The following is a 24,584-nucleotide window of genomic DNA, read 5'->3' as shown; positions in this document are numbered from 1 at the left end:
CATGTTTGCCTGGCTGGCGCTGGGACTGATTATTGCGCTCGGCGCTGCCTACGTGGGCGCCGCCATGGTGCAGTGGCGGGCGGGACGCGCGTGGAGTCTCTGGCGTGTGGCGAGCTGGTTGTGCGGGTGTCTGTTGTTGATTCAGGCGCTGGCGCCGGGGACCATGTTGTTGGCGCATCACGACTTTCGCTGGCACATGGCGCAGCATCTGGTTATTGGCATGCTGGCGCCGCTGGCACTGGTCCTGGCAGCACCGATCACATTGCTACTGCGCTCGCTGCCGGTCAATGCAGCACGCTGGCTCACGGCGTTGCTACGTAGCGCCTACGTCAGGTTCATCTCACATCCATGGGTTGCGCTGGTACTGAATGTGGGGGCGATGTGGCTGCTGTATCTGACGCCCCTGTACCTCGCATCGCTGCAATCACCCTGGCTACACGCGCTGGTGCATATCCATTTTTTGCTGGCAGGCTACCTGTTTTGCTGGTCGGTCCTCGCCGGGCCAGATCAGGCTGTCCACAGCGCAAGCTTCAGGCGTCGGGCGAGCGCGTTGTTTCTGTCGATTGCGGCGCATTCGGTGCTGGCTAAAGTGATGTACGGGTACGGCTGGCCACGCAACGTGCCGCACGACCCTGAACAGATCAGGGCGGCGGCGCAGCTTATGTATTACGGGGGCGATTTTGCCGAACTGTTGCTGGCTATCGCCTTGTTCGCGATGGCCTTCAGCAGACACGGCGCAGAGCAGACGGAGGCGCGGGCGAAGGCATAGTCCGCGCCGATTAGCCCTTACCTTTAGTCCGGGTCTGGTTGGGACGGCCGTTCTTCTCGATGTACTCGATGATCAAGCCGGCGACGTCCTTGCCAGTGGTGGCTTCGATGCCTTCCAGCCCCGGAGAGGAATTGACTTCCATGACCACCGGACCATGATTGGAACGCAGAATATCCACGCCGGCGACATTCAGACCCATGACTCGCGCTGCGCGGAGGGCGGTCATGCGCTCTTCGGGGGTGATCTTGATCAGGCTCGCGCTGCCGCCACGGTGCAGATTGGAGCGAAACTCGCCCGGCTTGGCCTGGCGTTTCATCGAGGCGATGACCTTGTCGCCCACGATCAGGCAGCGAATGTCCGCACCACCAGCCTCACGAATGTATTCCTGCACCATGATATTGGCCTTGAGGCCCATGAAGGCTTCAAGTACCGACTCGGCGGCCTGCTCGGTCTCGCACATGACCACGCCAATGCCCTGGGTGCCTTCCAGCAGCTTGATCACCAGTGGGGCGCCGCCGACCATGCTGATCAGGTCGGGAATGTCATCCGGTGAGTGCGCAAAACCGGTCACCGGCAAGCCCACGCCCTTGCGCGCAAGCAGCTGCAAGGAGCGCAGCTTGTCCCGCGAGCGGGTGATGGCGACGGATTCGTTGAGAGGGAACACGCCCATCATCTCGAACTGCCGCAGCACAGCCGCCCCGTAGAAGGTAACGGAGGCACCAATCCGCGGGATGATTGCGTCAAAGCCTTCCAGCTCCTCACCCTTGTAGTGGATGGAAGGCTTGTGGCTGGTGATATTCATATACGCGCGCAGCGTATCGATAACCCTGACCTCATGGCCTCGCTCGCGACCGGCCTCTACCAGGCGGCGGGTGGAATACAGGTTCGCGTTGCGCGACAGGACCGCAATTTTCATGGTTATTCGTTCAGCCTTCAATGTTGTTGGATGTCTGGGGCTTGTCCTGTACGAAACGTACCCCTGGGTTGATGACCAGTTGCCCATCGAGCATTGCCCGGCAACCGATCAGCACCCGATAACGCATTTCCTTGCGGCAGGTCAGAGTGAATTCGACTGACCAGGTCCTATCGCCAAGTACCATCGGCGTACGGATCACACAACGCTCCTGCATATGACCGTTGGAGCTCTTGATTCGTTTGGTATCGATCAGCTGCGCTTCACAGGGGTGCTTGTGTGGCTTGTGCAAGCTGCCGGCGTGGGCGTTGAAACGTACCCAGGCCTGGCCGTCGCGCTCGAAATGTTCTATATCACTGGCGTGCAAGGCAGATGTCTTGGCGCCGCTGTCGACCTTGGCAATCAACTGGTTGATACCCAGCTCCGGCAGGCCGATCCATTCACGTAGACCTATCACGGTGAGGTGATCAAAGGTTTTCAATCTTGCTACCCGATTCGTGGCCTGTATTGGGCGCATCATGGGGCAACTCAGGGATTACCACAAGACTGTTAAACTGGCCGTATTGACATTTATTGCACGCACTAAATCGAGGTCTGAGTGAATGCAGGACACTGACAAGATTCGTCTGGATAAATGGCTGTGGGCCGCACGGTTCTTCAAGACGCGCGCACTGGCCAAAGCGGCCATTGAAGGCGGCAAAGTGCAGTGCCAGGGTGAGCGCTGCAAACCGAGCAAGGAGCCGCGGATAGGTGATGTGTATCAGATACGCCAGGGGTTCGATACGCGCTCAGTGGTGGTTCGCCAGCTAAGCGGTCAGCGGCGCGGGGCTCCTGAAGCTCAACTTTTATATGAAGAGACGCCTGAAAGTGTCGACAAACGCGAAGCCGACGCGGCGCGGCGCAAGGCCATGGGTGCCGGTGGCATGATCAGCGAGCATAGGCCGACCAAGAAGCAGCGACGCCAGATCCATAACTTTCGCGACGAGCGCAATGCATCCGCCGACGACTGATTGGTATACTTGCCGGTTTTGAGAAGGCAGAAAATCATGCAGCTTCAGGATGTTTCCCAGCGTTTTCTGTTTGAGCAGGCCGACGTGCGCGGCGAGCTGGTGTCGCTCGACCAGAGCTATCGCGAAATTCTCGCTAAACATCCCTATCCCGAATCGATCAAATCACTGCTTGGCGAGTTGCTGGCGGCGGCCGTGCTGCTATCCAGTACCTTGAAGTTTGAGGGGCTGCTGGTGCTTCAGGCACGTTCCTCCGGACCGCTTTCCACGCTCATGGTCGAATGCTCAAGCAACCAGGAAGTACGGGGTATAGCCCGGTATGCCGACTCGCTCGAGGGCGAGGATCTGGCAACTCTGATGCCGGACGGCATTCTCGCGATCACCATTGACCCGGATAACGGCCAGCGCTATCAGGGCGTGGTGTCGCTGCAAGGCACGACGCTGGCGGATGCCCTGAATGGCTACTTCGAGAATTCCGAGCAGTTGGCCACCCGGTTTCGTCTGCTCGCCGATGGGCGCATAGCTCGCGGGTTCATGCTGCAGGCGTTACCCGCTGATCGGCAGAAGGATGTGGACGAGCGTCGGGAAACCTGGGCCCGACTGAATATGCTGGCCGATACCCTCAAGCCTGAAGAATTGCTGGCGCTGGACAATCAAACACTGCTGCATCGTTTGTATCATCAAGAGGAAGTGCGTCTTTTTGACGCACGCCCAGTCATTTTCAAATGCAGTTGCTCCGCGGAACGATCCGGCAAAGCGATTGTCAGTTTGGGGCGTGAGGACGCATTGGTATTGCTCGAAGAGCGGGGAGGAGAGGTCACTGTGGACTGCCAGTTCTGCAATACACAGCACCGCTACGACCGCCAGAGCCTCGAGGCGCTATTCGAGGCGGCTGAAGAGCATGCGAAAGGTCTTCATTGATGCAAGATGGTTCCCGGTGATGTTAAGCGCATCGCGTTATCGATGATGTCTATGCGTTGCCGGAAGCCAATGTGCGCGCGAATGCCTTTTTTTTGGCATAATGGCGCGCCTGCGCGGTGGGCCAGCGCAAAAACCACTGGGAAACACTGAAAGCCGGCGTGCCTGGGTCAAGCGAAATTGAACAGGTTTCAATGCAGTTTGACCGAGCATAGTCACTTCAGCGGTTCCCTAGCATTTATTAACCAGATATCCCCCACGTGCTGAGACCGGTCCTATCGGTCTTCATGGAGATTTCGGTCAAAGCCGAAGAGGACGACGTTAGATGACGCAAGCTACCAACACTGTTTATACCGACCTGAGCATCGCCCACCTGATTGAGCTGGCGATCCAGCGCAACGAGGGGCATCTGGCTGACAACGGCTCGTTGGTAGTCGAGACCGGCGCTCGCACCGGGCGCTCGCCAATGGACCGCTTTATCGTAGACGAGCCGAGCACCAGCAGCGCTATCGCCTGGGGGCCGATCAACCGTCCGTTCCCGGCTGACAAGTTTGCTCCGCTGTGGGACCGCGTTGCAGCCTATCTGGCGGAGCGCAGCAGTTTCGTTTCGCACGTGCACGTTGGTTCTGACCCCGAGCATTATCTGCCGGTCCTCATGACCACCGAAACCGCCTGGCATAACGTGTTTGGTCGTACGCTGTTCATCAATGCGCCGCGCCACAACCCGTCGAACAAGCCCGAGTGGCAGATCATGAACGCCCCGCATTTTGCCTGTGATCCCGAGCGTGACGGCACCAACAGCGATGGTTGCGTCATCATCAACTTTGCCGAGCGCAAGGTATTGCTGGCGGGTATGCAGTACGCCGGTGAGATGAAGAAGGCCATGTTCTCTGTACAGAACTTCCTGTTACCCGCCAAGGACGTGCTGCCGATGCATTGCGCGGCCAACGTTGGTGACGAGGGTGATACCACGTTGTTCTTCGGTCTATCCGGCACCGGCAAGACCACCTTGTCAGCAGATGAGTCGCGTAATCTGATCGGCGATGATGAACACGGCTGGGCCGAAGGCAGCGTGTTCAATATCGAAGGCGGCTGCTACGCCAAGTGCATCGACCTGTCGCAGAAAAACGAGCCGGTCATCTGGAATGCCATCAAGTTCGGCTCCATCGTCGAGAACGTGGTTATCGATCCGAAAACCCGTGTCGCCGATTACACCGACGTCAGCCTGACGCAGAACACCCGCGCTGCGTACCCGCTGGAGCACGTTGAAAAGCGTGTCCTGGAGAACCGTGCCGGCGAACCGAACGCGATCATCTTCCTGACCTGTGATCTGACGGGTGTATTGCCACCGGTTTCGATCCTCAACAACGAACAGGCGGCCTATCACTTCCTGTCCGGTTACACCGCGCTGGTTGGTTCGACGGAAATGGGTTCGGGTAGCGGCATCAAGTCCACCTTCTCCACCTGCTTCGGCGCGCCGTTCTTTCCGCGTCCTGCCGGTGAGTATGCGGAGTTGTTGATCAAGCGCATCAACGCCTTCGGTAGCAAGGTCTATCTGGTCAACACCGGCTGGACTGGCGGCTCCTATGGTGAAGGTAAGCGCTTCAGCATTCCGACCACCCGGGCGATTATTGCCGCAGTGCAGTCCGGCGCTTTGATCGGTACCGAGACCGAGCATCTGCCGGTAATCAATCTCGACGTGCCGAAGGCTGTACCAGGCGTCGATAGCCAGCTTCTCAATCCACGTAATACCTGGACAGATCCGACCAAGTACGATGCCGCCGCGCAGGAGCTGGCGAAGCTGTTTGTTGAGAACTTCAAGAAATTCGAGGTTCCGCAGGAGATCGTTCAGGCGGGTCCGCAGCTGTAATCCAGGCTTGACAAAGCTGTAAACAGAACCCGCCGTTGGCGGGTTTTGTGTTTAAACAGACTCAATGGCGACAAGCGGTTAAAAGCTTTCAATAAAGGGTTGACACCCCCGCGCTGAACGGTAAAATGGCGCGCCTCAGCAGGGGATATGTGACGCAAGTCATTGCTTCTACTGAGGGTTTAAAGAGGTACGGTTGTATAGGTAATTCCGCGATAGCTCAGTTGGTAGAGCAAATGACTGTTAATCATTGGGTCCCAGGTTCGAGTCCTGGTCGCGGAGCCACCTAAGAATAATCGGGGTATAGCGCAGCCTGGTAGCGCGCCTGCTTTGGGAGCAGGATGTCGGGAGTTCGAATCCCCCTACCCCGACCATTTTTTGAGAATGGGTCGTTAGCTCAGTTGGTAGAGCAGTTGGCTTTTAACCAATTGGTCGTAGGTTCGAATCCTACACGACCCACCACTCAGATCTTCGCAGTATCCAGTATCGTCCTGATACGCTTTTGTCTCCGTAGTCATCCCCATTGTTTTATCCGTTTCGCTTCCGCAAATCTCCAGTCCATTGTCTGTGCCATGCCGATCGCTTTCTGCTGACCGTGCTTGCCGGATGGTTTTCGCTGTGTCTATCGTAAACATCGTCCAAGCCTGACCGGAACCCCCCATGACTAATACGCTGTCACCTACCCGCGCTTCCGAGCTGACCCGCATGACGCTGGGGCATGTGCAGCGGGAATATCCCCATTCGGAAAGTGTGCGGTTGAATTCAGACGCCGACCTGGCCGCGCCGCGCTGCAACCACCCGGTGTTCTTTGGTAGTTATGACTGGCACTCCTGCGTCCACAGTTACTGGTTACTGGCCCGCTTGCTGGCGTGCTTCCCTGGTGGTGATGCGGCGGATGACGTAGTGGCGCTGTTTGATCAGCAGCTGACTGCCGCAAAGGTCGAGCGCGAGCTCGAGTGGTTCCGCGCACCGGGCAGAGGTGGCTTTGAGAGGCCCTATGGCTGGGCCTGGCTGCTTCGGCTACAGGGAGCATTGCATGAGCTGGATCACCCGCGTGCGGCGCTGTGGGGGCGCAATCTGCAGCCATTGGCGGATTTTATTGCAGGGCAGTTCGTCGAGTATCTTCCCAAGCTGGGTTTCTCGGTACGTGCCGGCGCACATAGCAATACTGCCTTCGCCATGCTGTTCGCCCATGACTACGCGGTGGAGACAGGCCACGCCGCGCTGCGTGAGATGGTAGCGCAGCGGGCCGAAGCCTTTTATCTGTCTGATGCGGGCTATCACGGCTGGGAGCCGGGGGGCGAAGATTTCCTCTCGCCGGGCTGGCAGCAGGCATTGCTCTTGCAACGCGTTCTCGGGCGCGGCGACTTCCTGGAATGGTTTGCGGATTTTCTGCCAGAGTTGGCGGAGGGCAGGCCGGCGAGTCTGTTCATGCCGGTGGAGCCCGCTGACCGTACCGACGGGCGCCTGGCGCATCTGGACGGGCTGAATCTTAGCCGCGCCTGGTGCCTGCGAGAGCTGAGTTTGAGTCTGGATGAGTTCGATTCGAGACGAGCAGTGCTGCAGTCAACCGCGCAGCGGCATCTGCAAGCGGGCAGCGCCCACCTGCGTGATGACTACATGGGCGAGCACTGGCTCGCCAGTTTCCTGTTACTGGCGCTGGGTTATTAGGCCTCAGTGCAACTTCAGGCGCGGTTCGGTGCTGCGCCCGATGCGGTCGCTCAGCATCAGCATCATGGTTCTGGGCAGGCCGTAGAGCGCCATTTGATGCATGCGGTACAGCGAGACATAGAACATCCGCGCCAGTTTGCCCTCGAGCATCACGCTACCGGTCAGGTTGCCCATCAGATTGCCCACAGCGCTGAAGGTGGACAGCGAGATGAGCGAGCCGTAGTCGCGGTAGGTGTATTCTTCCAGTGGCTTGCCATCGAGCAGCCGCTTGAGATTCTTCGCCAGCAATGTGGCTTGCTGGTGCGCTGCCTGCGCGCGCGGCGGCACGAACTTGCCTTCCTCGCGGGTTGGGCAGGAAGCGCAATCGCCAAACGCGAAAATCCGCGGGTCATCCGGAATCTGCAGGGTGCGGTTCACCACTAGCTGATTGATGCGATTGGTTTCCAGGCCCAGTTCAGTGAGAAACCCAGGGCCGCGGATACCGGCAGCCCAGACCTTCAGTGAAGCCGGAATGGTTTCGCCATTGGCCAGCAGCAAGCCGTCAGCCTTGACCTCTTTCACTGGTGAGCCGGTATGCAGTTTCACGCCGAGATCTTTCAGTGTCTGGGTGACCGGTGTGCTGATCCGCTCCGGTAGGGCGGGCAGCACGCGAGGCCCGGCTTCGACCAGATTGATGTTCAGATCCTCCGGTCGTATGCGGTTCAGGCCATAAGCCTGCAGCATTTGCGCGGCATGATGCAGTTCTGCAGCCAGCTCGACCCCGGTCGCACCCGCCCCAATGATCGCCACGTTGATCTGTGCTGACGGTGCATCGCTGTGGCTGGCCTGCGCCTTCATGTACTGATTGAGCAGCAGGCGGTGGAAGCGTTCGGCCTGCACCCGCGTATCCAGGAACAGGCAATGCTCTGCCGCGCCCAGGGTGTTGAAATCGTTGGTGGTACTGCCGACGGAAATCACCAGGTAGTCGTAGCCGAGGCGACGTTCCGGGATGAGTTCATCGCCGTGCTCATCCTTGAGCGAAGCCAGGATGACTTCGCGTCGCTCGCGATCCAGTCCACTCATGCAGCCAAGCTGGAACTCGAAATGATTCCACTTGGCCTGGGCGACGTAATTGAGCTCGTCTTCGGTAGAGTTCAGCGAGCCGGCAGCCACTTCATGCAACAGCGGCTTCCAGATATGGGTCATGTTGGCATCAGCGAGCGTGATGTGGGCGCGCTTTCGCTTGCCCAGCGTACGGCCGAGACGGGTTGCCAGTTCAAGCCCCCCGGCACCGCCGCCAATGATCAGTATTCGGGGTGGGGCACTATGCAGTTCTGATTGCGACATGGACGAGACTCTTGTAACTGGGACCTGTTGATGTTTCATCGCGAGCCGCGTTGCCGTGTCAAATGACGCCAGGCAAGGCGCGGGACGCAGGTAATGGTTGTTCCCTTACCAAGTCGCGCAACGTCGCATGGCGTCATTTGCCACGCAACCCGGAGGGACGGGGCCCGTTTGCCGCAGCACTGCGTTGCTCGTCGCTCATTTGGACCAACCAAACTTCACTCCCCGCGCCTCGCTCTGCACCAAACGGGCCGCCGTCGCGGCCGCGATGAAACGTCAACAGGCCCCGAGAAATCGATCGTCAGTCGTTATGCCCCTCATATGTGGGCAAGTGTGGCCAGGAAGCGCGCGAGCAGGCCGAGACCGATCACCGAGCCGACTATCACGGCGAGCAGCAACCAGACTTTGAAAGGCTTGCGTTTAACCTGGTGAATCGGGGAGGCAAGGTATTCATCGACCCGTTTCTGGTCTTCAGGAAATAAGCGGCTTGGCATGGCATGACCTTTTTGTGGTGTACGCAATTCGATGTTGCGCGCTCAGGCTTGACTGACTATGCCTGCATTCTATTATGCGGGTGCAAAGAATGCATCTCGCAGAGTTTGATCCTGCTCCAGTTTCCATTTCGCGTCGGTTTCGTTGGCTCGCGCCGAATCTTTGCTGCCAGGGGCAATACACCTGGGATAGCCCAGGCCCGTCACGTTGAAGCAGTCCGTACCCAGAGGTTTCTATGCTCGCAGCCAGTCTGCTTACCGGTTTTCAGTCCATTGCCAGCCTGCTGCTTTATGGCGGGGTGCTGCTCTGGGCGCTGGCGCGTGCGCCCTGGGTTGAGCTGGCCGCCGACGCGCGGCGGCAGCACCTGCTGTATGGCAGCATCTTTCTGCTGTCTGTGCTGTGGCTGATGCGCCGGGAGTTCGACAGTGGCCTGACCTTTCATTTCATCGGCATGACCGCCGTTACGCTGCTGCTGGACTGGCCGCTGGCAATTATCGCCGGCACGCTGGCCCAGGTCGCCATGGTGGTGCTCGGTATGGACGATGCGGCAGCCTTCGGCGCCAACGGCCTGGTGCGTATTATCGGCCCGGTCGCGGTGACGATACTCATCAGTCAGGCGCTCGAGCGTACCAAACCCACCAACCTGTTTGTGTATATCTTCGTCAGCGGTTTCTTCGCCGCCAGCTTCGCTGCAGTGGCTGCGGTATTGCTGGGGATGGGTATGTTGAGCTGGTCGGGTGCGCTGACGCCGCCGGACACCTTGCTGGAGTTTTTTGGCTACATGCTGCTGGTGATGTTTCCTGAGGCGTTCATCAACGGCATGATCATTTCGGGACTTGTGGTGTTCTGTCCCGAATGGGTCGAAACCCTGAATTCGGACCGTTATTTCCAGGAGCCCCACGACAAACCTTGAGCCGGATCAATGGTTGAGTGCGGCGGTTGTGGTGCAATCAAGCGCTATTAAAGACTGTTTCGAGAGGGCTGCGCATGTCTGTTTACACACTGGCAAAAACCATCATGCAAGACGCGAGTGAGCAGGCCAGAACGGCCGGTTACAGTGACCAGGGCCTGGCCCGGGCGCTGATGAGCGAGCTCATCGCAGTGTATAAGCGCGAACGCAGCGACCAGGATATCGCGCATGAACTCAACTTCCTCGCCGAGAACCTCGACGAGGATGCCGAATACGCCTTTATGCGTCCTTAACGCAGCAGCACTTCAATAGTGCCATCGGCACTGACGGTCACGTCCGCCTGGCCACTCTCGACCGAGGGCGCTGACATTTCCTTATCAGCTGCCATCGCCATTGTCCGGTTGCGATACAGAGCCGGTGGCTGCGATATCTGCGAGTTCAGGTTCAGGTGTACCACCTTGTAACCGCTGCCACCCAGGCCGCGGGTTGCCAGATCGGCTCGCGCCTTGAATGCCTCGATGGCTTCCTGCATTAATTCGTCTTCGGTAGCGCGGCGGGTCACGGGTGACAGGCTGAATTGCATGCTGCCCAGGTTCAGATCGCCCATCAGCTTGCCGGTCAGCTCTGTCAATACGGCGAAATCGCTACCCTCCAGTATTATCTCGCCGCGCTCACGCCAGGCGACGATGTTTTCTCCTTCCTTGTCATAGACCGGCTGACTGCTGCGATTGCCGCTGGAAACCTTCACTCCCTTTGCCTGTCTGGCCGTTTCCAGGCCGCGGTTCAGGCGTGTAGTAATGTTTTCAGCGAGTATCGACGGTTCTTCATCCTGATCCTCGGCGAAGAAGGTGACGCGCAGGGTGTCGTGACTGACCGACTGCTGCACTTCGGCACGCAGGGCGACCTGGTTATAGCGTTGTTCATACTGGTCGGCCAGAACCGACGCGGATGCGCAGGACAGACCTAACAGAACGGCGGCGAAAAGGGAGCGATGCATGAAGTTCTCCTTGAAGGTGCGGTGAAGCATTGCTCAACGAAGCGGGTTCGCTGAGTAAACGAAAAGGGTATCCTGCCGATGTTATAGCTATATAGATACAAACTTGGAGCACTACACGCCATGCAGCGGTTTTTTGTCAGCCCTAACACCCTTGCGCTGTCTCCGACGCGCCAGAACCTCTGGCGGCTGATTCTCATACGCTTGTTGGTCTGGGTCGCTCAGTCGCTGTCTGTTGCAGGAGCCTACCTGAGCGGCTGGTTCCCGCTGCCCTGGTTACCCCTGCTGATGACACTGGGCATTTCTGCACTGGTATCGGTGATTACCCTCTTGCGTCTCAGCCGCGGCTGGCCGGTGACAGAGCCTGAGTACGGTCTGCAGCTGCTGTTTGACATGGTGGTGCACAGTGTTCTGCTGTATTACTCAGGTGGTCCGACGAATCCCTTTGTGTCCTATTATCTGGTGCCGCTGACCATCGCCGCAGCGACCCTGCCATGGATTTACGCATTGGTATTGGCCTGCGTGGCGATCAGCGCCTACAGCGTGTTGCTGGTGTGGTACAAGCCGCTGGATGCGTTCGAGCTGCCAGTGGTCAGCTACATGATCAATCTGCATGTGATTGGCATGTGGCTGAATTTCGCCATGAGCGCAGCCTTGATCAGTTTTTTCGTCGTGCGAATGGCGGCCGCGCTGCGCCATCACGCCGATCGGTTGGCCGAGCGCCGCGAACAGGGGCTGCGCGATGCGCAGCTGCTTGGCATTGCCAGCGTGGCGGCGGGGGCCGCGCATGAACTGTCGACGCCGCTGTCGACCATGAGCGTACTGCTCAAGGACATGCGCTCCGACTACAGCGCGGACGCGCAGATGCAGGAGGATCTGGTGTTACTGCAGCAACAGGTCGCCCAGTGCAAAGAAAGCCTGCAACATATGGTGCGCACTGCCGAAGACGATAGGCTCAAGCCCCGCCGGCGCGAGCGCGCCGACACCTGGCTGACCACCGTGCTGGCGCGCTGGCATTTGATGCGCCCTGAGGCGAGCTGGCAGTGGGGGACGCTGGCCGAAGGCGAGGTACCCTGGATCCAGACCGGTCCGGAGCTGGGGCAGGCGTTACTTAATCTTTTGAATAACGCAGCCGATGCCTGCCCGGATAACATAGAGGTCGCAATTGCCTGGGACGCGGATTGGGTAAGATTGCGCATTCGCGACCATGGTCCTGGCGTGCCGCTGCATATCGCAGATCAGTTGGGCACCGCCTTCCTGACGACCAAGGGCAAGAAAGGCTTCGGTCTGGGACTGTTTCTCAGTCAGGCAGCGGTCGAACGACTGGGTGGTAGCGTTAGGCTTTATAATCAGGACGGAGGAGGGACCCTCACTGAGGTGACTCTGCCAACCGCAACAGAGGTGGATCTATGACTGATGAGAGTACTGAAGAGCAGCCGCTACTGTTGCTCGTGGATGATGACCCGACGTTCACCCGGGTATTGGCCCGAGCGCTGACCCGTCGCGGGCTGCGCGTCGAGACGGCAGGCGGTGCAGAGGAGGCCATGCAACTGGCCAGGCAGGAACGCCCTGATTTCGCGGTGCTGGATCTGAAGATGGAGGGGGAGTCCGGACTGGTGCTGATGCCGCGTCTGCTGGAGCTCTATCCTGATCTGAAGGTGGTGATTCTTACTGGTTACTCGAGCATCGCCACGGCGGTGGAAGCGATCAAACGTGGTGCCTGCAACTATCTGTGCAAGCCAGCGGATGCTGACGATGTGTTGACTGCTCTGCTGTCTGATAAGGCCGACCCGGACACCCTGGTCCCTGACCATCCGATGTCCGTCGATCGCCTGCAGTGGGAGCATATCCAGCGCGTGCTGGCAGAACATGAAGGCAATATCTCCGCAACCGCCAGAGCCCTGGGCATGCATCGGCGCACCTTGCAGCGCAAGTTACAAAAACGCCCGGTACGTCGTTGACGTCCGGGCGCTTGGCGATTGGTTGATGCACGCATCAACCAATGAAGATACCGTCAGCTGTTCTGACGGATCCCGCAGATAATCCACGGCTGGTTCTCACCGGCCGCGCGCTCCAGACGCCAGCTCTCATCGAACCAGGTGCCGTCATCTTCTGGTGCGTCGCGATCCAGGCCGGTGAAACCAACCGTAGCGATCGCGCGACCATCGATCTCATCCACGCCTTCCAGCCGAACCTGCAACTGCTCGACGAAGCCATTGGCGGTCGGAGGATTGTCGCTGCGGGTGGCCTGCAGTTCCTGTAGCAACTGCGGATCGACATATTCAGCCATACCTTCCACATCGTTGTCGCGCCAATGCCGCTGCAAGGTGAAGAAGTGTTCTTCTGCGCCGCGCAGGAAGCGTTCGCTATCAAACCAGGCAGGGGTATTCACCGGTGCTGCGCTGGCGACTACTGATCCGGATGCCATGGGTGTGGGCCGGGTTGGCTCCATGGGCGCTTGACGGAACTGACCGCCGCCGGCCGGTTGGGGCTGCGGCTGGCTGGCGTGCCGGCGCGTGAATAGCTTGAACAGCATGAAGGCGATCAGGCCGAAGATGAGCATGTCCAGTAGCTGAATACCCTGGAAGCCATCACCGAACAGCATTGAGGCGAGCAAACCGCCAGCAGCGATACCGGCCAACGGACCCAGCCAGCGACCGGCACCGGAGGTTGCGCCAGGCTGTTGCTGGTTGCGCGGAGCTGCCTGCTGGTCCTGGGACTGCTGGCGTTGAGCCGGTTGGCTCTTGTGTGCAGGAGCGGAACCAAACGCCTTGCCGCCGCCGAACCGGCGTGCTTCGGCATCCGGAACAGCCAATCCGACCATTAGAAAGACAGTGAAAAAGGGTATCAACCAGCGCATGTGCGTTACTCCAATTTGATCAGCCGAAATAGTGCCAAACACTATTGGTCACTGACCAGCTTTAATGTGTATCGTTGTGTCAATCCCACATTTTACGGGAGCCTCTGGAAAGTCTGGCGAGCGACTTTCAGGCACGTCGCAGCCAGCGCACAAGCGGGTCGGACATGCAGGGTCGTATCCTTCGTCCGGATGCCACCGGTGCAATGGCTTTCCAGAGACTTCAGGCGAGGACAGCATGTTTACAAAAATGCATTCGGACAACGTTCAGGCACTCCATGTCTTCACTGATCAGGCGACCGGACTTGAGGCCGTAATTGCTATTCACAACACCAGGCTGGGGCCGGCGCTGGGTGGTTGTCGTTACCAGCCCTATGCTGATTTTGATGCTGCGGTCGCGGATGCGATGCGGCTGGCCCGGGGTATGAGTTACAAGGCCGCGCTGGCCGGGCTGGAGCAGGGTGGTGGCAAGGCGGTCATTATCCGCAAGCCGCATGTCGAGAACCGTGCGGCGCTGTTCGAAGCCTTTGGCCGCTGTATCGAATCCCTGCGCGGTGGCTATATCACGGCGGTAGACAGCGGCACCAGCAGCCAGGATATGGACTGCATCGCCCGTGAGACGCGTTTTGTTACCAGCACGACGCAAGCGGGTGATCCCTCACCGCATACTGCCTTGGGCGTGCTCGCCGGCATCCGTTCGGCCGCGCGCGAGCGTTTGGGGCAGTCGTCGCTGAGTGGGGTACGGGTCATGGTGCAGGGCTTGGGCAATGTGGGTTATGCGCTGGCCGAGCTCCTGGTGGCTGATGGGGCCGAGGTGTTGGCTGCGGATATCGATCCCGGCAAGGTACGGCTGGCGGTGGACGAACTCGGTGTGCAGCCGGTTGCCCTGGACGCTGTGTATGAATCCCCCTGCGATGTGTTCGCGCCCTGCGGGCTGGGCGGCGTGCTCAATGCCGACTCCATCCGGCAAATGCGCTGCGCCGCAGTGGCAGGTTCAGCCAATAACCAGTTGATCGACGCCGATGCAGCGGACCTGCTGGACGCCCGCGGCATGCTCTACGCGCCGGATTATGTGATCAACGCCGGGGGGTTGCTCTACGTAGCGCTGACCTACAAGGGGGAGTCGCGAGCCAGTATCGCTGGACGCATTGATAGCATCGGGCAGCGGTTGGACAGCATATTCGCGCAAAGCGAGGCCGAGGGACGCTCGCCGGCGACCATCGCGGATCGCCAGGCAGAAGCGATTCTCTATCCCACAGCCTAGGGTCTGTTCCCGTTTCATCGCGAGCCGCGTTGCTGTGTCAAATGGCGCCAGGCCGGGCGGCGTTCCGCAAGGCGCGGGACGCAGGTAATGGTTGTTCCCTTGCCAAGTCCCGCAACGCCGCATGGCGTCATTTGCCACGCAACCTAGGCGGCCCCACCCGAAGGGACGGGGCCCGTTTAGCACAGCACTGCGTTACTCGTCGCTTATTTGGAACCACCAAATTACACTCCTCGCGCCTTGTTCTGCACTAAGCGGGCCTCCGTCGCGGCCGCGATGAAACGGGAACAGACCCTAGCGAAACGGCGAGCGCCTAGGCTTTGTCCAGGCTGAAGCGCTTGCGTAACTGAGCGTCGAGTATTGATGTGGGCAGCCAGCGTTTCATGCTGACCATCTTCCGGCTATTGGTGCCGATCAGCGCCTCCTCCGGGCGTAGTGGATTCTTGATGTAGCCCATCAGCTCCAGCGCGAAATCGCGCGCTGGGGTGGACTCGCCTCTTTGCGAGGCCATCGCCCGGGCCTGGACGCCTTTCTCCCAGGGTTTGAACCAGGAGTTGTCATCGATGGTGATAGCGGCGGTTGCGTTATTGCCGAAGTCTGAGGCGATTGCACCGGGCTTGACTGTCAGCACCTGGATGCCGAACGGTGTGAGTTCGAGGCGCAGCGCATCGGACAGCGCATGCAGCGCGGCCTTCGAGGCGCAGTAGACGCCGGAAAACGGTGTAGTGGTTACGCCGGATACGCTACCAATATTTACGATTAACCCCTCGCTGGCCCGTAACAGATCCGCCGTGGCACGTACCAGCTGCAATGGCGCAAACACATTGGTATCGAACTGCTTGAGCAGAGTGTCGCGGTCTGCGTCGAGCACCGGGCCCATTGCACCGTAACCGGCATTATTGACCAGTACGTCCAGCCGTCCGGCTTCGCTGCGCAGGCGTTCGGCGCAGGCGGCCAGTTGCTCGGGGTTGTTGACATCCAGCTCTACCGCCACGGCGCCACGCTCGACCAGTGGGGCAAGGCTCTCGGGTTTGCGCGCGGTGGCCCACACCTGATACCCCTCGTCGATCATTACCTGTGCCAGGGCCTGGCCGATGCCGGATGAGCAACCGGTTATCAATGCTACGGGTGTGTTCATGCTGCGATCCTGATTATTGTCAGTTATTGAAATTCGGCGCGAACATGGTCTGGCCGATAGTCCAGATCCGGCGCACGGTAGCCGGTGCGCAAGCGTGGAACCTGATAACAGCCAGTCCAGTTTCCATCGGGCGGGATTAGCTGATCTACCCGGTACGTGGAGGCTGCGGTACTGGTGTCCACTAGGTTGCTGTTGTAGCCGGGCTGTGCCGCGAGCAGACGCCAGCTGATGTGGGTAACCGGATTCGCGCTGTTGTTGGTGATATCAACGCGCAGGGGTTTACCGAAATCGCAGGCTTCAGGCGCGTAAGCGATGCTGATATCCAGCTGATCCACGCGTCGGCTGTCGAGCCATTGCATGGTTGCAACGATAGCGCCGAGCAGCAGGGCCAAAGCAGCGATGACCAGGCTCGCTGGGACCATGGGGCGCGGGAAGCGCAATAGCAGTATCAACCAGGCCAGTAGCAGGACAATGCCCAATGCCATGAACAGCTCCTTGTGCAGGGTGGTTGGATGGTTGCGTGTGTGAACGACTCTAACAGACCTACAGCTCAGTTGATGACCAGCCGAATAATTCACAACTGTTATTAAGGCACGCCTGGGCCAGCGTTTCGGTTGTCTCACCGCGCAGTTCGGCCAGCTGGCGGCATATTTCTGGGAGAAACTCCGGGCTGTTGCGCTGATACGCCTGGAAGCTGGGCGCCATATCCGGCGAGTCCGTTTCCAGTACCAGGCTAGAGCGCGGCAGTTCCGCTAGCGTCCGACGCAGTCGCTTGGCTTGTGGCCAGGTCGCCGCGCCGCCGAGCCCGAGCTTGAATCCCAGCTTGATATATTCCCGCGCCTCCTCGCGGCTGCCGCTGAAGGCATGCACTATGCCTGTTCGGTGCAAGCCAAAGCGTTTGAGCGTTGCAATCATGGGGGCATGGGCGCGGCGCACATGCAGCAATACGGGCAGGTTGAAGTCGCTGGCCAGCTGTAACTGCGCCTCGAGCAATGTCTGTTGCCGCTCACGGTTCAGTTCGGGCAGAAAATAATCGAGTCCGATCTCGCCTACCGCGCAGCACTGCGGATGATCAACAAGGGTGGCCAGACGTTGCTGGAGCCTATCGATATGCTCGTCCCGGTGCGCATCAAGGAATATCGGATGCAGCCCGAAGGCTCCAAACAGCGCCTGATCTGACAGCACCAGTTGCCACAGCCGATCCCAGTTCGAGGCCGTGATGCCCATGATCAGTATCCGCTCGACGCCAAAGGATTTCGCATTACTAATCACTTTATCGCGATCGGCGTCAAAATCCGGACAATCTAGGTGGGTGTGGGTATCGATATAGCGCATAATTGACACATTCAAAGGGTAGCTTGCCAAATAGCATGGCACACTTTGCGGTATCCGATTCGCTGTAAATGGGGTTGGAATACAACGCCCACTTTCAGTGCAGAGTTGCGGTATTGGCACATTCTGGTGCGTTGCGAAGTGCGATGTATTGAGTGGTTAACTAAAAAATACAGTAAAATCAGGCGTATATGGCGCTGGTTCGCTTCTTGCTTGGGTGATTCTGTCCTGGCCGGGGTGTCCTCCCCATGTGTCGTCCAGGAATGGATGCCGCTCATGTTTGATTTTTGGATCCATACTTTGGCGGGCAATCAGTAGCCAGCCCGAGTCAGTTTTCTGTCAATAGCAGATCGCAAGCGGAGTGTGATTGGCATGAACAACACAGTACATAGGATGCATTCGGGGATCGGCATGTCGGTCGTGTTGATGTGCCTGATGGCGATAGCTTTCGGTATGCAGGCGAGCAGTGAGCTTCCTGTGCAGGCAGACCCCAGCTCGACGTCCGGTCTGCGCTTTTGTTATGAAGCGGTTCAGAAGGGCGCCAGCCAGGTGCAGCAACAGAGTGCTCCGTCCGGGCGTTCAGGGCGGTCACGCCGGTGCGGAGAATTGGCGCAGTTCAGTGCGTTTGACGCTAAGGCGCCACCCATGGTCAGCACCCAAGCGCCACGCAATCTAACCGGTGATTGCCTGGCCGGCCGTAGACCGACCGTGAGGGGGAGTATTCATCAATCGGCATTCTCTCGCAGTGACTGCGAGAACGCCTTGAACGGTACTTTGGCGCAACCAGTCGAACGGTTCTGGTTCTGATTGGTTGATCATCCGTCAGGCCAGCGGCCCGTTTCGCAGGGCCGCGAAGCGCCGGGGCTAGTGGGCTTCCCGGGTGGCGCGGAAGCGGATATCCGGCCAACGTTCCTCGGTCAGCTTGAGGTTGACCCGCGTTGGCGCCAGGTAGGTAAGATGACCGCCACCGTCTATGGCAAGGTTCTCCATCGCTTTGTTCTCAAATTCCTCAAGTTTCTTCTTGTTGTCCGATTCGATCCAACGCGCTGACCAGACGTTGATCGGCTCGTAGATGCATTCGACCTTGTATTCTTCCTTGAGACGGCTGGCGACCACGTCGAACTGCAGCACCCCCACCGCGCCGAGGATGATGTCGTTACTGCGCTCGGGAAAGAACACCTGCGTGGCACCTTCTTCGGCAAGCTCCTGGAGACCCTGACGCAACTGCTTGGATTTGAGCGGATCTTTCAGGCGTACGCGGCGGAACAGTTCCGGTGCAAAGTGCGGGATGCCCGTGAAGCCAATCTTCTCGCCCTGGGTAAAGGTGTCACCGATCTGGATGGTGCCGTGATTATGCAGACCGATAATGTCGCCAGCCCAGGCTTCCTCCAGGTGTTCGCGCTCGGCAGCAAAGAAGGTCAGGGCATCGGGCATGCGCATATCCTTGCCGGTGCGCACATGGTGCATCTTCATGCCTTTGTCGTAGCGGCCGGAACAGATACGCATGAAGGCGATGCGGTCCCGATGCTTGGGATCCATATTTGCCTGAATCTTGAACACGAAGCCGGTGAAGGTATCTTCGATCGGCTCGACGGTGCGCTCCAGAGCGGGGCGCGGCAGGGGAGATGGCGCCCAACGGACGATGGCGTCCAGCACCTGCTCAACACCAAAGTTACCCAGGGCGGTCCCGAAGAACACGGGGGTCATTTCGCCGCGCAGAAACGCATCCTGGTCGAATGCGTGGCAGGCACCCTGTACCAGCTCCAGCTCATCGACGAAACGGTCATACAGATCGCCCAGATGCAGGCGGGCTTCATCGGAGTCCAGCTTGTGGATGATGCGCTGCTCGGTCCGTTCATGACCATGTCCCGACTCGTAGACGATGATGTGGTCTTCGGACAGGTTGTACACGCCCTTGAAATCGCGATAGCAGCCAATCGGCCAGGTGATGGGGGCGGCCTTGATGTTCAGCACTGCTTCAATTTCATCAAGCAGCTCGATCGGGTCGCGAATGTCGCGGTCCATCTTGTTGATGAAGCTGACGATAGGCGTGTCGCGCAGGCGACACACATCCATCAGCGCAATCGTGCGCGGCTCGACACCCTTACCGCCGTCCAACACCATCAAGGCCGAGTCCACTGCTGTGAGGGTACGGTAGGTATCCTCGGAGAAATCCTCGTGACCGGGGGTGTCCAGCAGATTGATCATGCAATCGCGATAGGGGAACTGCATTACCGAGGTCGTGACGGAAATACCCCGTTGTTTCTCCATGGCCATCCAGTCGGAGGTGGCGTGGCGATCGGATTTTCGCGCTTTCACTGTGCCGGCCACACTGATCGCCTGGCCCATCAGCAGCAGACGCTCGGTAATGGTGGTCTTACCCGCATCCGGGTGCGAAATGATCGCGAAGGTACGGCGTTTACCGACCTCGCGCTGTATAGCGGTGTTTGTCATCTGTTAGATCTTCTGGTGTGCGGGCGACAGGGCCAACCGGGCGGCAATCGACACGTTGGGGTTGGATACGCGCAGGGGAATAACCTGGCCGGCATTTTCGTCGATTTCGCGTCGTGACTCAATGCATGGCTGCATACAGTGCAATACGGCGTTAAAAGACCCGTTGGTTTTGTAGGAACGTCGACCTCGGCGCGACGGCGTCTGCAGGACGCCTTGGGTTTTTGGTTATGAGGAATAAAACAACTGGCCTGGCGGCCACATCGCCGTAGCGGTTCGGCGTTCCGATCATGCCTCCCACGACGGAATGCGGTGGTTGGGTGCAAAATCGTAGGAACGTCGACCTCGGCGCGACGGCGGCCGCAGGACGCCCCAGGGTTTTGTTAGAGCTCTACTTCACTGGTAGCTGGCGGCGCCAGCACCAGCTGGTCAAGCATCACATGCGTGCCGAAGTGAAAGCCCTGCGCATAATCCACACCAATCGATGAGACTGCGGCGAGGATAGCGGCATCCGCTACGTATTCGGCAATGATCTTCTTGTCGAGGAAGTGGCCCATCTCGGTGATGGAGCGAACCAGGGCAAAGTCCACCGGATCGTCGGCGATATTGACCACAAACGAGCCGTCAATCTTGATGAAGTCGACGGGCAGGCGCTTCAGGTAGGAAAACGACGATTGGCCGACGCCGAAGTCGTCCAGGGAGAACCGGCAACCGATGCCGCGCATTTCGGTGATGAAATCCGATGCATCGTCCAGGTTGGCAATAGCCGTCGTTTCGGTAATCTCGAAAATCAGTTTGTCGCGCGGGACCGGATAGCGGATCAGAGCGTCGAACAGGAAGTCGGTGAACGTTTCGTCGTTCAGCGAGTGCCCGGACAGATTGATGGAAAACCCCCCAATGTATTCAAGGCCCGGGAGGTGTGCGGTCATCCAGCCAAATACGGCTTCGATTACCCAGCGGTCGACGGCCGCCATCCGATTGAATTCCTCGGCAGCCCTGATGAATTCGCCCGGTGGTAAATGGGCGCCATTGTCATCCACGACGGTCAGCAGAATCTCATAATGCGGCAGCATGGTGCCGTGGATCGGATTGATCGCCTGGCAGCGGATTTTCAATGAGTTCTCGTCGAGCGCGCGGTTGATGCGGGTAACCCAGCTCATGACCTCGTCGCGCTCTTCGAGTCGAGCGTCGCCAGGATGGACGACCTGGATCTTGCGGCGCCCCGCCTTCTTGCTGATCTCCGACGCGACTTCCACGGTGCGGAGCAATTCCATAACCCGGTCGTTGGTATGGTCAAAACCGAGCACAGCCATTGCGGTATTGATTACAAAGCTGTGTCCGCCTTCCTCGAAACGTGTGCCTTCTATTTCAGCCTTGATCGATGAGGCGAGCTGAAAACCTTCCACTGCGGCATCCAGCGGAATCACCACGCCGAACTCAGCGGCGCCAATGCGGCCAACGATAGCCTTGTCCCCCGCGAGGTTCTGCAGGCTCCGGGAAAGCTCCTGCAGAAGCCGGTCGCCGGCCTCGTAGCCGCAGGTGTTGTTGATCAGCTTGAATTGCAGAATATCAATGAAAATCAGCGTGTAGCGGCATCTGTGCTGTTTGGCGTTGGCAACACTCTGTGCAATGCACTGGGAGAACTCTCTGCGGGTGCAGAGGCCGGTGAGCTGATCGTGGGACGCCTCGAACGCCAGTTTCTCGTAGATCTTCTGCACCAGCGTGTCGAGACCCTGCTCCACAGCAGGCCGAGCGGCGTGCTCAAGTGCAGCAAGCGAGCGTTGACGCAGCTTCTCGGCCATTTCCTGCAGCGTGAGTTCAGAGACCTTCTTACCCTGTTGATTAGCCAGAATGAACTGGCTGAAATCATCCGCTACCCAGGCAAGCTGATACAACACAGTGGCTTGCGGCGGTGCCAGCGCCTCAAGCCACTGGCCCTTGCGCAGACCCTTGGCGCGCTTGATCCAGCGCAAGGCAGTGGGGTCGCTTGCGGGCGGCTCCTCGGCTGGCTCCGTTGTACTGTGATAAACCGAGGAGGTAAATGTCTCGCCATTGAGCAGTCTTTCGATACGCTCGAGCACCTGTTCATGCCGGCCCTCGGCATCGTGGACTTTGGCCAGACCCTTGCCGATCAGTCTGAGCAAGGCGTCGATGCGGATCAGGTTGGCGGACGACTCCTGGCTATCAGAAAGCGTGCGGGCGACCAGCTGATCCACGATGGCCAGGGTCAGATCCCAGGAGCGGCTATCGTCGCCTTGCCGGAACAGGCACAGCATCATCAGGCCTTTCCAACCGTGTTCAAGCAGTTCCAGCACAGGGGTCGGGACGGGTCGTGACGCCAGCCGGCGAACCAGCTCGCGATCGATCAGCTGATGGGCTTTGCGAATCCGTTGTTGGCCTTCGGCGGCCTCGGCAATGCGCCGCAGGTTGCGCTCAACCTGCCGCTTTTCCTTGGCGACCAGCTGATCGAGGATCAGCAGCGAGCGGCTGAAGCCTTCGTCGTCACTGCTCTCGAGAATGGTGGTGATGGCATTGATGACTGCCGTCTTGTTGTACGCGGCATGCGTGCTGCTCTGATCCGACAATAGCGCAATATGATTGACTGCCTGGCGCGCCGGATGAAAGTCAGCGGTGAACAGGCTCTGGTCCTTGAGCATGACGCGTAGCACGGGCACTTCCAGCTTGCGTACTTCGTCGCGCAGATCCTCTGCCACCTGGTCGCTCTGTACGATGTTATCGAACAGATTTTCAATCATATCCGCCGAGTCTTCTTCAAACTCCGAGAGCTGCAGGCCGGAGCCACTGGCCTCAATCAGCTGCTTGAGCGCGCCGGGTTGCCCCAGGTCTGCGTGGTGTACGAGCAGTTGTTGCTGCATCTGCTGCAACGCCGACAGCGTCGCTCCGCTGGGCTGTGGCGGTTCGGTAGACTCTTCGGCCATCGGCAGTCGACTGGCAGTGCCATTGTTCAGGCGTTTGTGAGCGGCCCACAGACGCGTGGCGGTATTGAATGCGCTAGGTGAGGACTTTGTTTGATCGGCGGTCGCGCCCGCTGGGTCCGTCTGGCCTGCTGGCTGAGACAGGGCGCTCGGGGCAGGGGAGCCGGTCGATACTTCGACTGGCAGTGCCTCGGGAGCACTGTGCTGATCGCTGGCCTTGCGCTCGCGTATTGCCTGTTCGGTCAGATATTGCTCGACATCGATGTCAGGCAGCACGCCAGCCTCGATGAACAGCTTGTTAAGACCGCGATATAGCGGTGCAAGATTGCTCAGGAGCACATCGTAGAAGACCTTGAAGGCAACTACCTGCACCTTTCCGGTCAGGCGCCAATCGCGCGTGACGTCGGCAAATCCGTAACACAGGGCGCTGGGCGCGTAGGGGTTGTAGCAGTGAGCGGAATCCGGGGAGCCGAATGCTGCGTCCAGCCGCAGCTGAAGCTCCAGCAACTGCTCCCGGAGAATGATCTCGGCCTTGGAAATGGCCTTGCGGATGACCAGCCAATCCTCGAAATCATTCTTCTCCACCAGCGACAACCCGGCGCGCTCGTTGCGAGGCTTGCGAGCCTGCCAGGCCTCGATGAAGCGTCCGTCGGCCACTTCCGCGGCGTCAGTGCTTATCTTGCCCGAGAGATCGGGAACCAGATGGGCCTGCTGCGTCCGGATAATGCCCAAGGTGTCGAAGAAGGGTTGTTGAGCGGTCTGGCTGCGCTGGCGGTCGGCTTCGGTAATCAGCGCGTCTTTTACCTGGCTTATGTAGTCAGGCAGACAGCGGGTAAAAAACTCGGCGATGTGGTGGTTGGTGATCTTGATGAGCCGGGCCTTGCTAAGTGGGTCAAGTGGCCGCTGAGTCGGCGCATCAATTTTCATCGACGGCCCTGACTGCTCGACAGCGAACAACCGTGCTGCGCGCTGGATATTGAGTACGAAGCGAGGGTCCTGTTTCACCAGCTGCAAGCCAATGCCCTGACGGCTCACATGGGCGACGCTGACCTCAACGGAAATACTCTTGCCCTCAAGCTGGTAGACAACCGTGGCCTGCTTCTCGACCTTGAGCAAATTGCGGAGTCGGCCCAACTGACCGGCGCCAGTCAGTATGACCAGCATGCCGCCCTGGCTAAAATCGCTGATCACACACTCAAACTCGCCCTGATTGCCTAGCACTAGCGTGCCGGCAATCGAAGCTGATTGACGGGTGAATTTACGTTTTTCCGCCGTCACAATATCCCCGGTTGACTGGCCTGATCCTGCACGACCCATTTTAGAGCATTGGGACCTGATGCACAGGTACGATAATTCAGTTGGCCGTGCCAAGCCAGCGGTGCGCGGATTTCCTGCGAAACACACCACGATGCCGCGCTGTCCGCCAGAGCCATGGGCCTACGCTGAACAGCAACCGAATGACCGGTGGGTGGCGCGCTTGGCAGGCTGCGGCTTGCGACCAGATTGTCCGCCAGGAGGTTTTTCCGAACGGGTATTGACCCCGTGTTCGCAAGGTTCTATGGTTCGCGGCGAACGTTGACGCTGGCACGATCCATACGGCTCAAGTACTGACGACGAGACAGCAAGACCGCGGTTTTGCGGGCTTATTGCTTTCGGCGCACGCCTTGGGAAGTAGGCGAACCAAAGTGGGGATACTGATCAGACGTTCGCACCCCCGGGTTGTGTGTTGAGTATGCGTTCAGAGT

General features: G+C 59.0%; 21 protein-coding genes and 3 tRNA genes. 13 read left to right on the top strand and 11 right to left on the bottom strand.

The annotated features are described in order from the left end of the window. The first annotated feature begins 1 nt into the window (after position 1). Positions 2-769 (top strand): cytochrome c oxidase assembly protein, encoded by a 768-nt coding sequence (locus FHK95_RS10605; protein WP_150304589.1) that lies wholly within the window; start codon positions 2-4, stop codon positions 767-769. Between the two features lie 10 nt (positions 770-779). Here FHK95_RS10605 and rimK read toward each other — a convergent pair whose 3' ends face one another. Further along, on the bottom strand, positions 780-1,685 hold the full coding sequence (gene rimK, locus FHK95_RS10600) for a 30S ribosomal protein S6--L-glutamate ligase (RefSeq protein WP_150304588.1): 906 nt from the start codon (positions 1,683-1,685) through the stop codon (positions 780-782). A gap of 10 nt (positions 1,686-1,695) precedes the next feature. Beyond that, on the bottom strand, positions 1,696-2,163 hold the full coding sequence (gene rimB / locus FHK95_RS10595) for a retropepsin-like aspartic endopeptidase RimB (protein ID WP_150304709.1): 468 nt from the start codon (positions 2,161-2,163) through the stop codon (positions 1,696-1,698). Between the two features lie 121 nt (positions 2,164-2,284). Between rimB and FHK95_RS10590 the strand changes: the two genes are divergently transcribed. The 7 genes from FHK95_RS10590 (at position 2,285) to FHK95_RS10560 (ending at position 7,145) form a co-directional block, all read left to right on the top strand. Beyond that, positions 2,285-2,692: an RNA-binding S4 domain-containing protein gene (locus FHK95_RS10590; protein ID WP_150304587.1), complete on the top strand. Its 408-nt coding sequence runs from the start codon at positions 2,285-2,287 to the stop codon at positions 2,690-2,692. A gap of 36 nt (positions 2,693-2,728) precedes the next feature. Then, positions 2,729-3,610, top strand: a complete 882-nt coding sequence (gene hslO, locus FHK95_RS10585) for an Hsp33 family molecular chaperone HslO (protein WP_150304586.1) — start codon at positions 2,729-2,731, stop codon at positions 3,608-3,610. Between the two features lie 322 nt (positions 3,611-3,932). Further along, entirely contained in the window at positions 3,933-5,477 is a 1,545-nt protein-coding gene (locus tag FHK95_RS10580) for a phosphoenolpyruvate carboxykinase (protein ID WP_150304585.1), read from the top strand. A 206-nt stretch (positions 5,478-5,683) separates the two neighbouring features. Then, positions 5,684-5,759 (top strand) — tRNA-Asn (locus tag FHK95_RS10575). A gap of 12 nt (positions 5,760-5,771) precedes the next feature. Continuing rightward, positions 5,772-5,848: transfer RNA gene (locus FHK95_RS10570), tRNA-Pro, on the top strand. A 12-nt stretch (positions 5,849-5,860) separates the two neighbouring features. Next, a tRNA-Lys gene (locus FHK95_RS10565) sits at positions 5,861-5,936 on the top strand. Between the two features lie 198 nt (positions 5,937-6,134). Next, a complete protein-coding gene (locus tag FHK95_RS10560) occupies positions 6,135-7,145 on the top strand; it encodes a DUF2891 domain-containing protein (protein WP_150304584.1) in 1,011 nt (336 codons plus the stop codon). Between the two features lie 3 nt (positions 7,146-7,148). On the opposite strand, the gene FHK95_RS10555 is transcribed toward FHK95_RS10560, so the two are convergent. Both FHK95_RS10555 and FHK95_RS10550 read right to left on the bottom strand, forming a co-directional pair. Continuing rightward, positions 7,149-8,471 carry an NAD(P)/FAD-dependent oxidoreductase gene (locus FHK95_RS10555; protein WP_150304583.1) on the bottom strand — a complete coding sequence of 441 codons (1,323 nt, stop codon included), beginning with the start codon at positions 8,469-8,471 and terminating at the stop codon, positions 7,149-7,151. Positions 8,472-8,785: 314 nt separating this feature from the next. Then, positions 8,786-8,962: a DUF3094 family protein gene (locus FHK95_RS10550; protein ID WP_150304582.1), complete on the bottom strand. Its 177-nt coding sequence runs from the start codon at positions 8,960-8,962 to the stop codon at positions 8,786-8,788. 233 nt (positions 8,963-9,195) lie between these two features. On the opposite strand from FHK95_RS10550, the gene FHK95_RS10545 reads away from it, so the two are divergent. Then, positions 9,196-9,873: an energy-coupling factor ABC transporter permease gene (locus tag FHK95_RS10545; RefSeq protein ID WP_150304581.1), complete on the top strand. Its 678-nt coding sequence runs from the start codon at positions 9,196-9,198 to the stop codon at positions 9,871-9,873. A gap of 74 nt (positions 9,874-9,947) precedes the next feature. Beyond that, on the top strand, positions 9,948-10,163 hold the full coding sequence (locus FHK95_RS10540; protein ID WP_150304580.1) for a hypothetical protein: 216 nt from the start codon (positions 9,948-9,950) through the stop codon (positions 10,161-10,163). On the opposite strand, the gene FHK95_RS10535 is transcribed toward FHK95_RS10540, so the two are convergent. Further along, entirely contained in the window at positions 10,160-10,867 is a 708-nt protein-coding gene (locus tag FHK95_RS10535) for an SIMPL domain-containing protein (RefSeq protein ID WP_150304579.1), read from the bottom strand. The genes FHK95_RS10540 and FHK95_RS10535 overlap by 4 nt on opposite strands. Before the next feature lie 120 nt (positions 10,868-10,987). Between FHK95_RS10535 and FHK95_RS10530 the strand changes: the two genes are divergently transcribed. Beyond that, entirely contained in the window at positions 10,988-12,277 is a 1,290-nt protein-coding gene (locus FHK95_RS10530; protein WP_150304578.1) for an ATP-binding protein, read from the top strand. Beyond that, positions 12,274-12,825, top strand: a complete 552-nt coding sequence (locus FHK95_RS10525; RefSeq protein WP_150304577.1) for a response regulator transcription factor — start codon at positions 12,274-12,276, stop codon at positions 12,823-12,825. The genes FHK95_RS10530 and FHK95_RS10525 overlap by 4 nt, the downstream gene beginning before the upstream one ends. 53 nt (positions 12,826-12,878) lie before the next feature. On the opposite strand, the gene FHK95_RS10520 is transcribed toward FHK95_RS10525, so the two are convergent. Beyond that, positions 12,879-13,724: a Tim44 domain-containing protein gene (locus FHK95_RS10520; RefSeq protein ID WP_150304576.1), complete on the bottom strand. Its 846-nt coding sequence runs from the start codon at positions 13,722-13,724 to the stop codon at positions 12,879-12,881. Between the two features lie 235 nt (positions 13,725-13,959). Here FHK95_RS10520 and FHK95_RS10515 point away from each other — a divergent pair, with 235 nt between their 5' ends. Continuing rightward, entirely contained in the window at positions 13,960-14,985 is a 1,026-nt protein-coding gene (locus FHK95_RS10515) for a Leu/Phe/Val dehydrogenase (RefSeq protein ID WP_150304575.1), read from the top strand. 310 nt (positions 14,986-15,295) lie between these two features. Here the strand turns inward: FHK95_RS10515 and FHK95_RS10510 are convergent, their stop codons facing one another. The 5 genes from FHK95_RS10510 to FHK95_RS10490 form a co-directional block, all read right to left on the bottom strand. After that, a complete protein-coding gene (locus FHK95_RS10510; protein WP_150304574.1) occupies positions 15,296-16,120 on the bottom strand; it encodes an SDR family oxidoreductase in 825 nt (274 codons plus the stop codon). Between the two features lie 23 nt (positions 16,121-16,143). Then, entirely contained in the window at positions 16,144-16,605 is a 462-nt protein-coding gene (locus FHK95_RS10505; RefSeq protein ID WP_150304573.1) for a multidrug transporter, read from the bottom strand. Between the two features lie 58 nt (positions 16,606-16,663). Further along, complete coding sequence (locus tag FHK95_RS10500) at positions 16,664-17,455, bottom strand: TatD family hydrolase (RefSeq protein ID WP_150304572.1); 792 nt, start codon at positions 17,453-17,455, stop codon at positions 16,664-16,666. Positions 17,456-18,316: 861 nt separating this feature from the next. Beyond that, a complete protein-coding gene (locus tag FHK95_RS10495) occupies positions 18,317-19,906 on the bottom strand; it encodes a peptide chain release factor 3 (protein WP_150304571.1) in 1,590 nt (529 codons plus the stop codon). A 380-nt stretch (positions 19,907-20,286) separates the two neighbouring features. Continuing rightward, the gene (locus tag FHK95_RS10490; RefSeq protein WP_178114762.1) at positions 20,287-24,117 is read right to left on the bottom strand and encodes a DUF1631 family protein; all 3,831 of its coding nucleotides are present in this window, start codon (positions 24,115-24,117) and stop codon (positions 20,287-20,289) included. Positions 24,118-24,584: the final 467 nt, after the last annotated feature.

The sequence above is a fragment of the Pseudomonas saliphila genome, assembly GCF_008638345.1.
GTDB lineage: Bacteria > Pseudomonadota > Gammaproteobacteria > Pseudomonadales > Pseudomonadaceae > Halopseudomonas > Halopseudomonas saliphila.
Note: the sequence above shows the minus strand (reverse complement) of the source record. Positions and strands in the feature narration are given on the sequence as shown.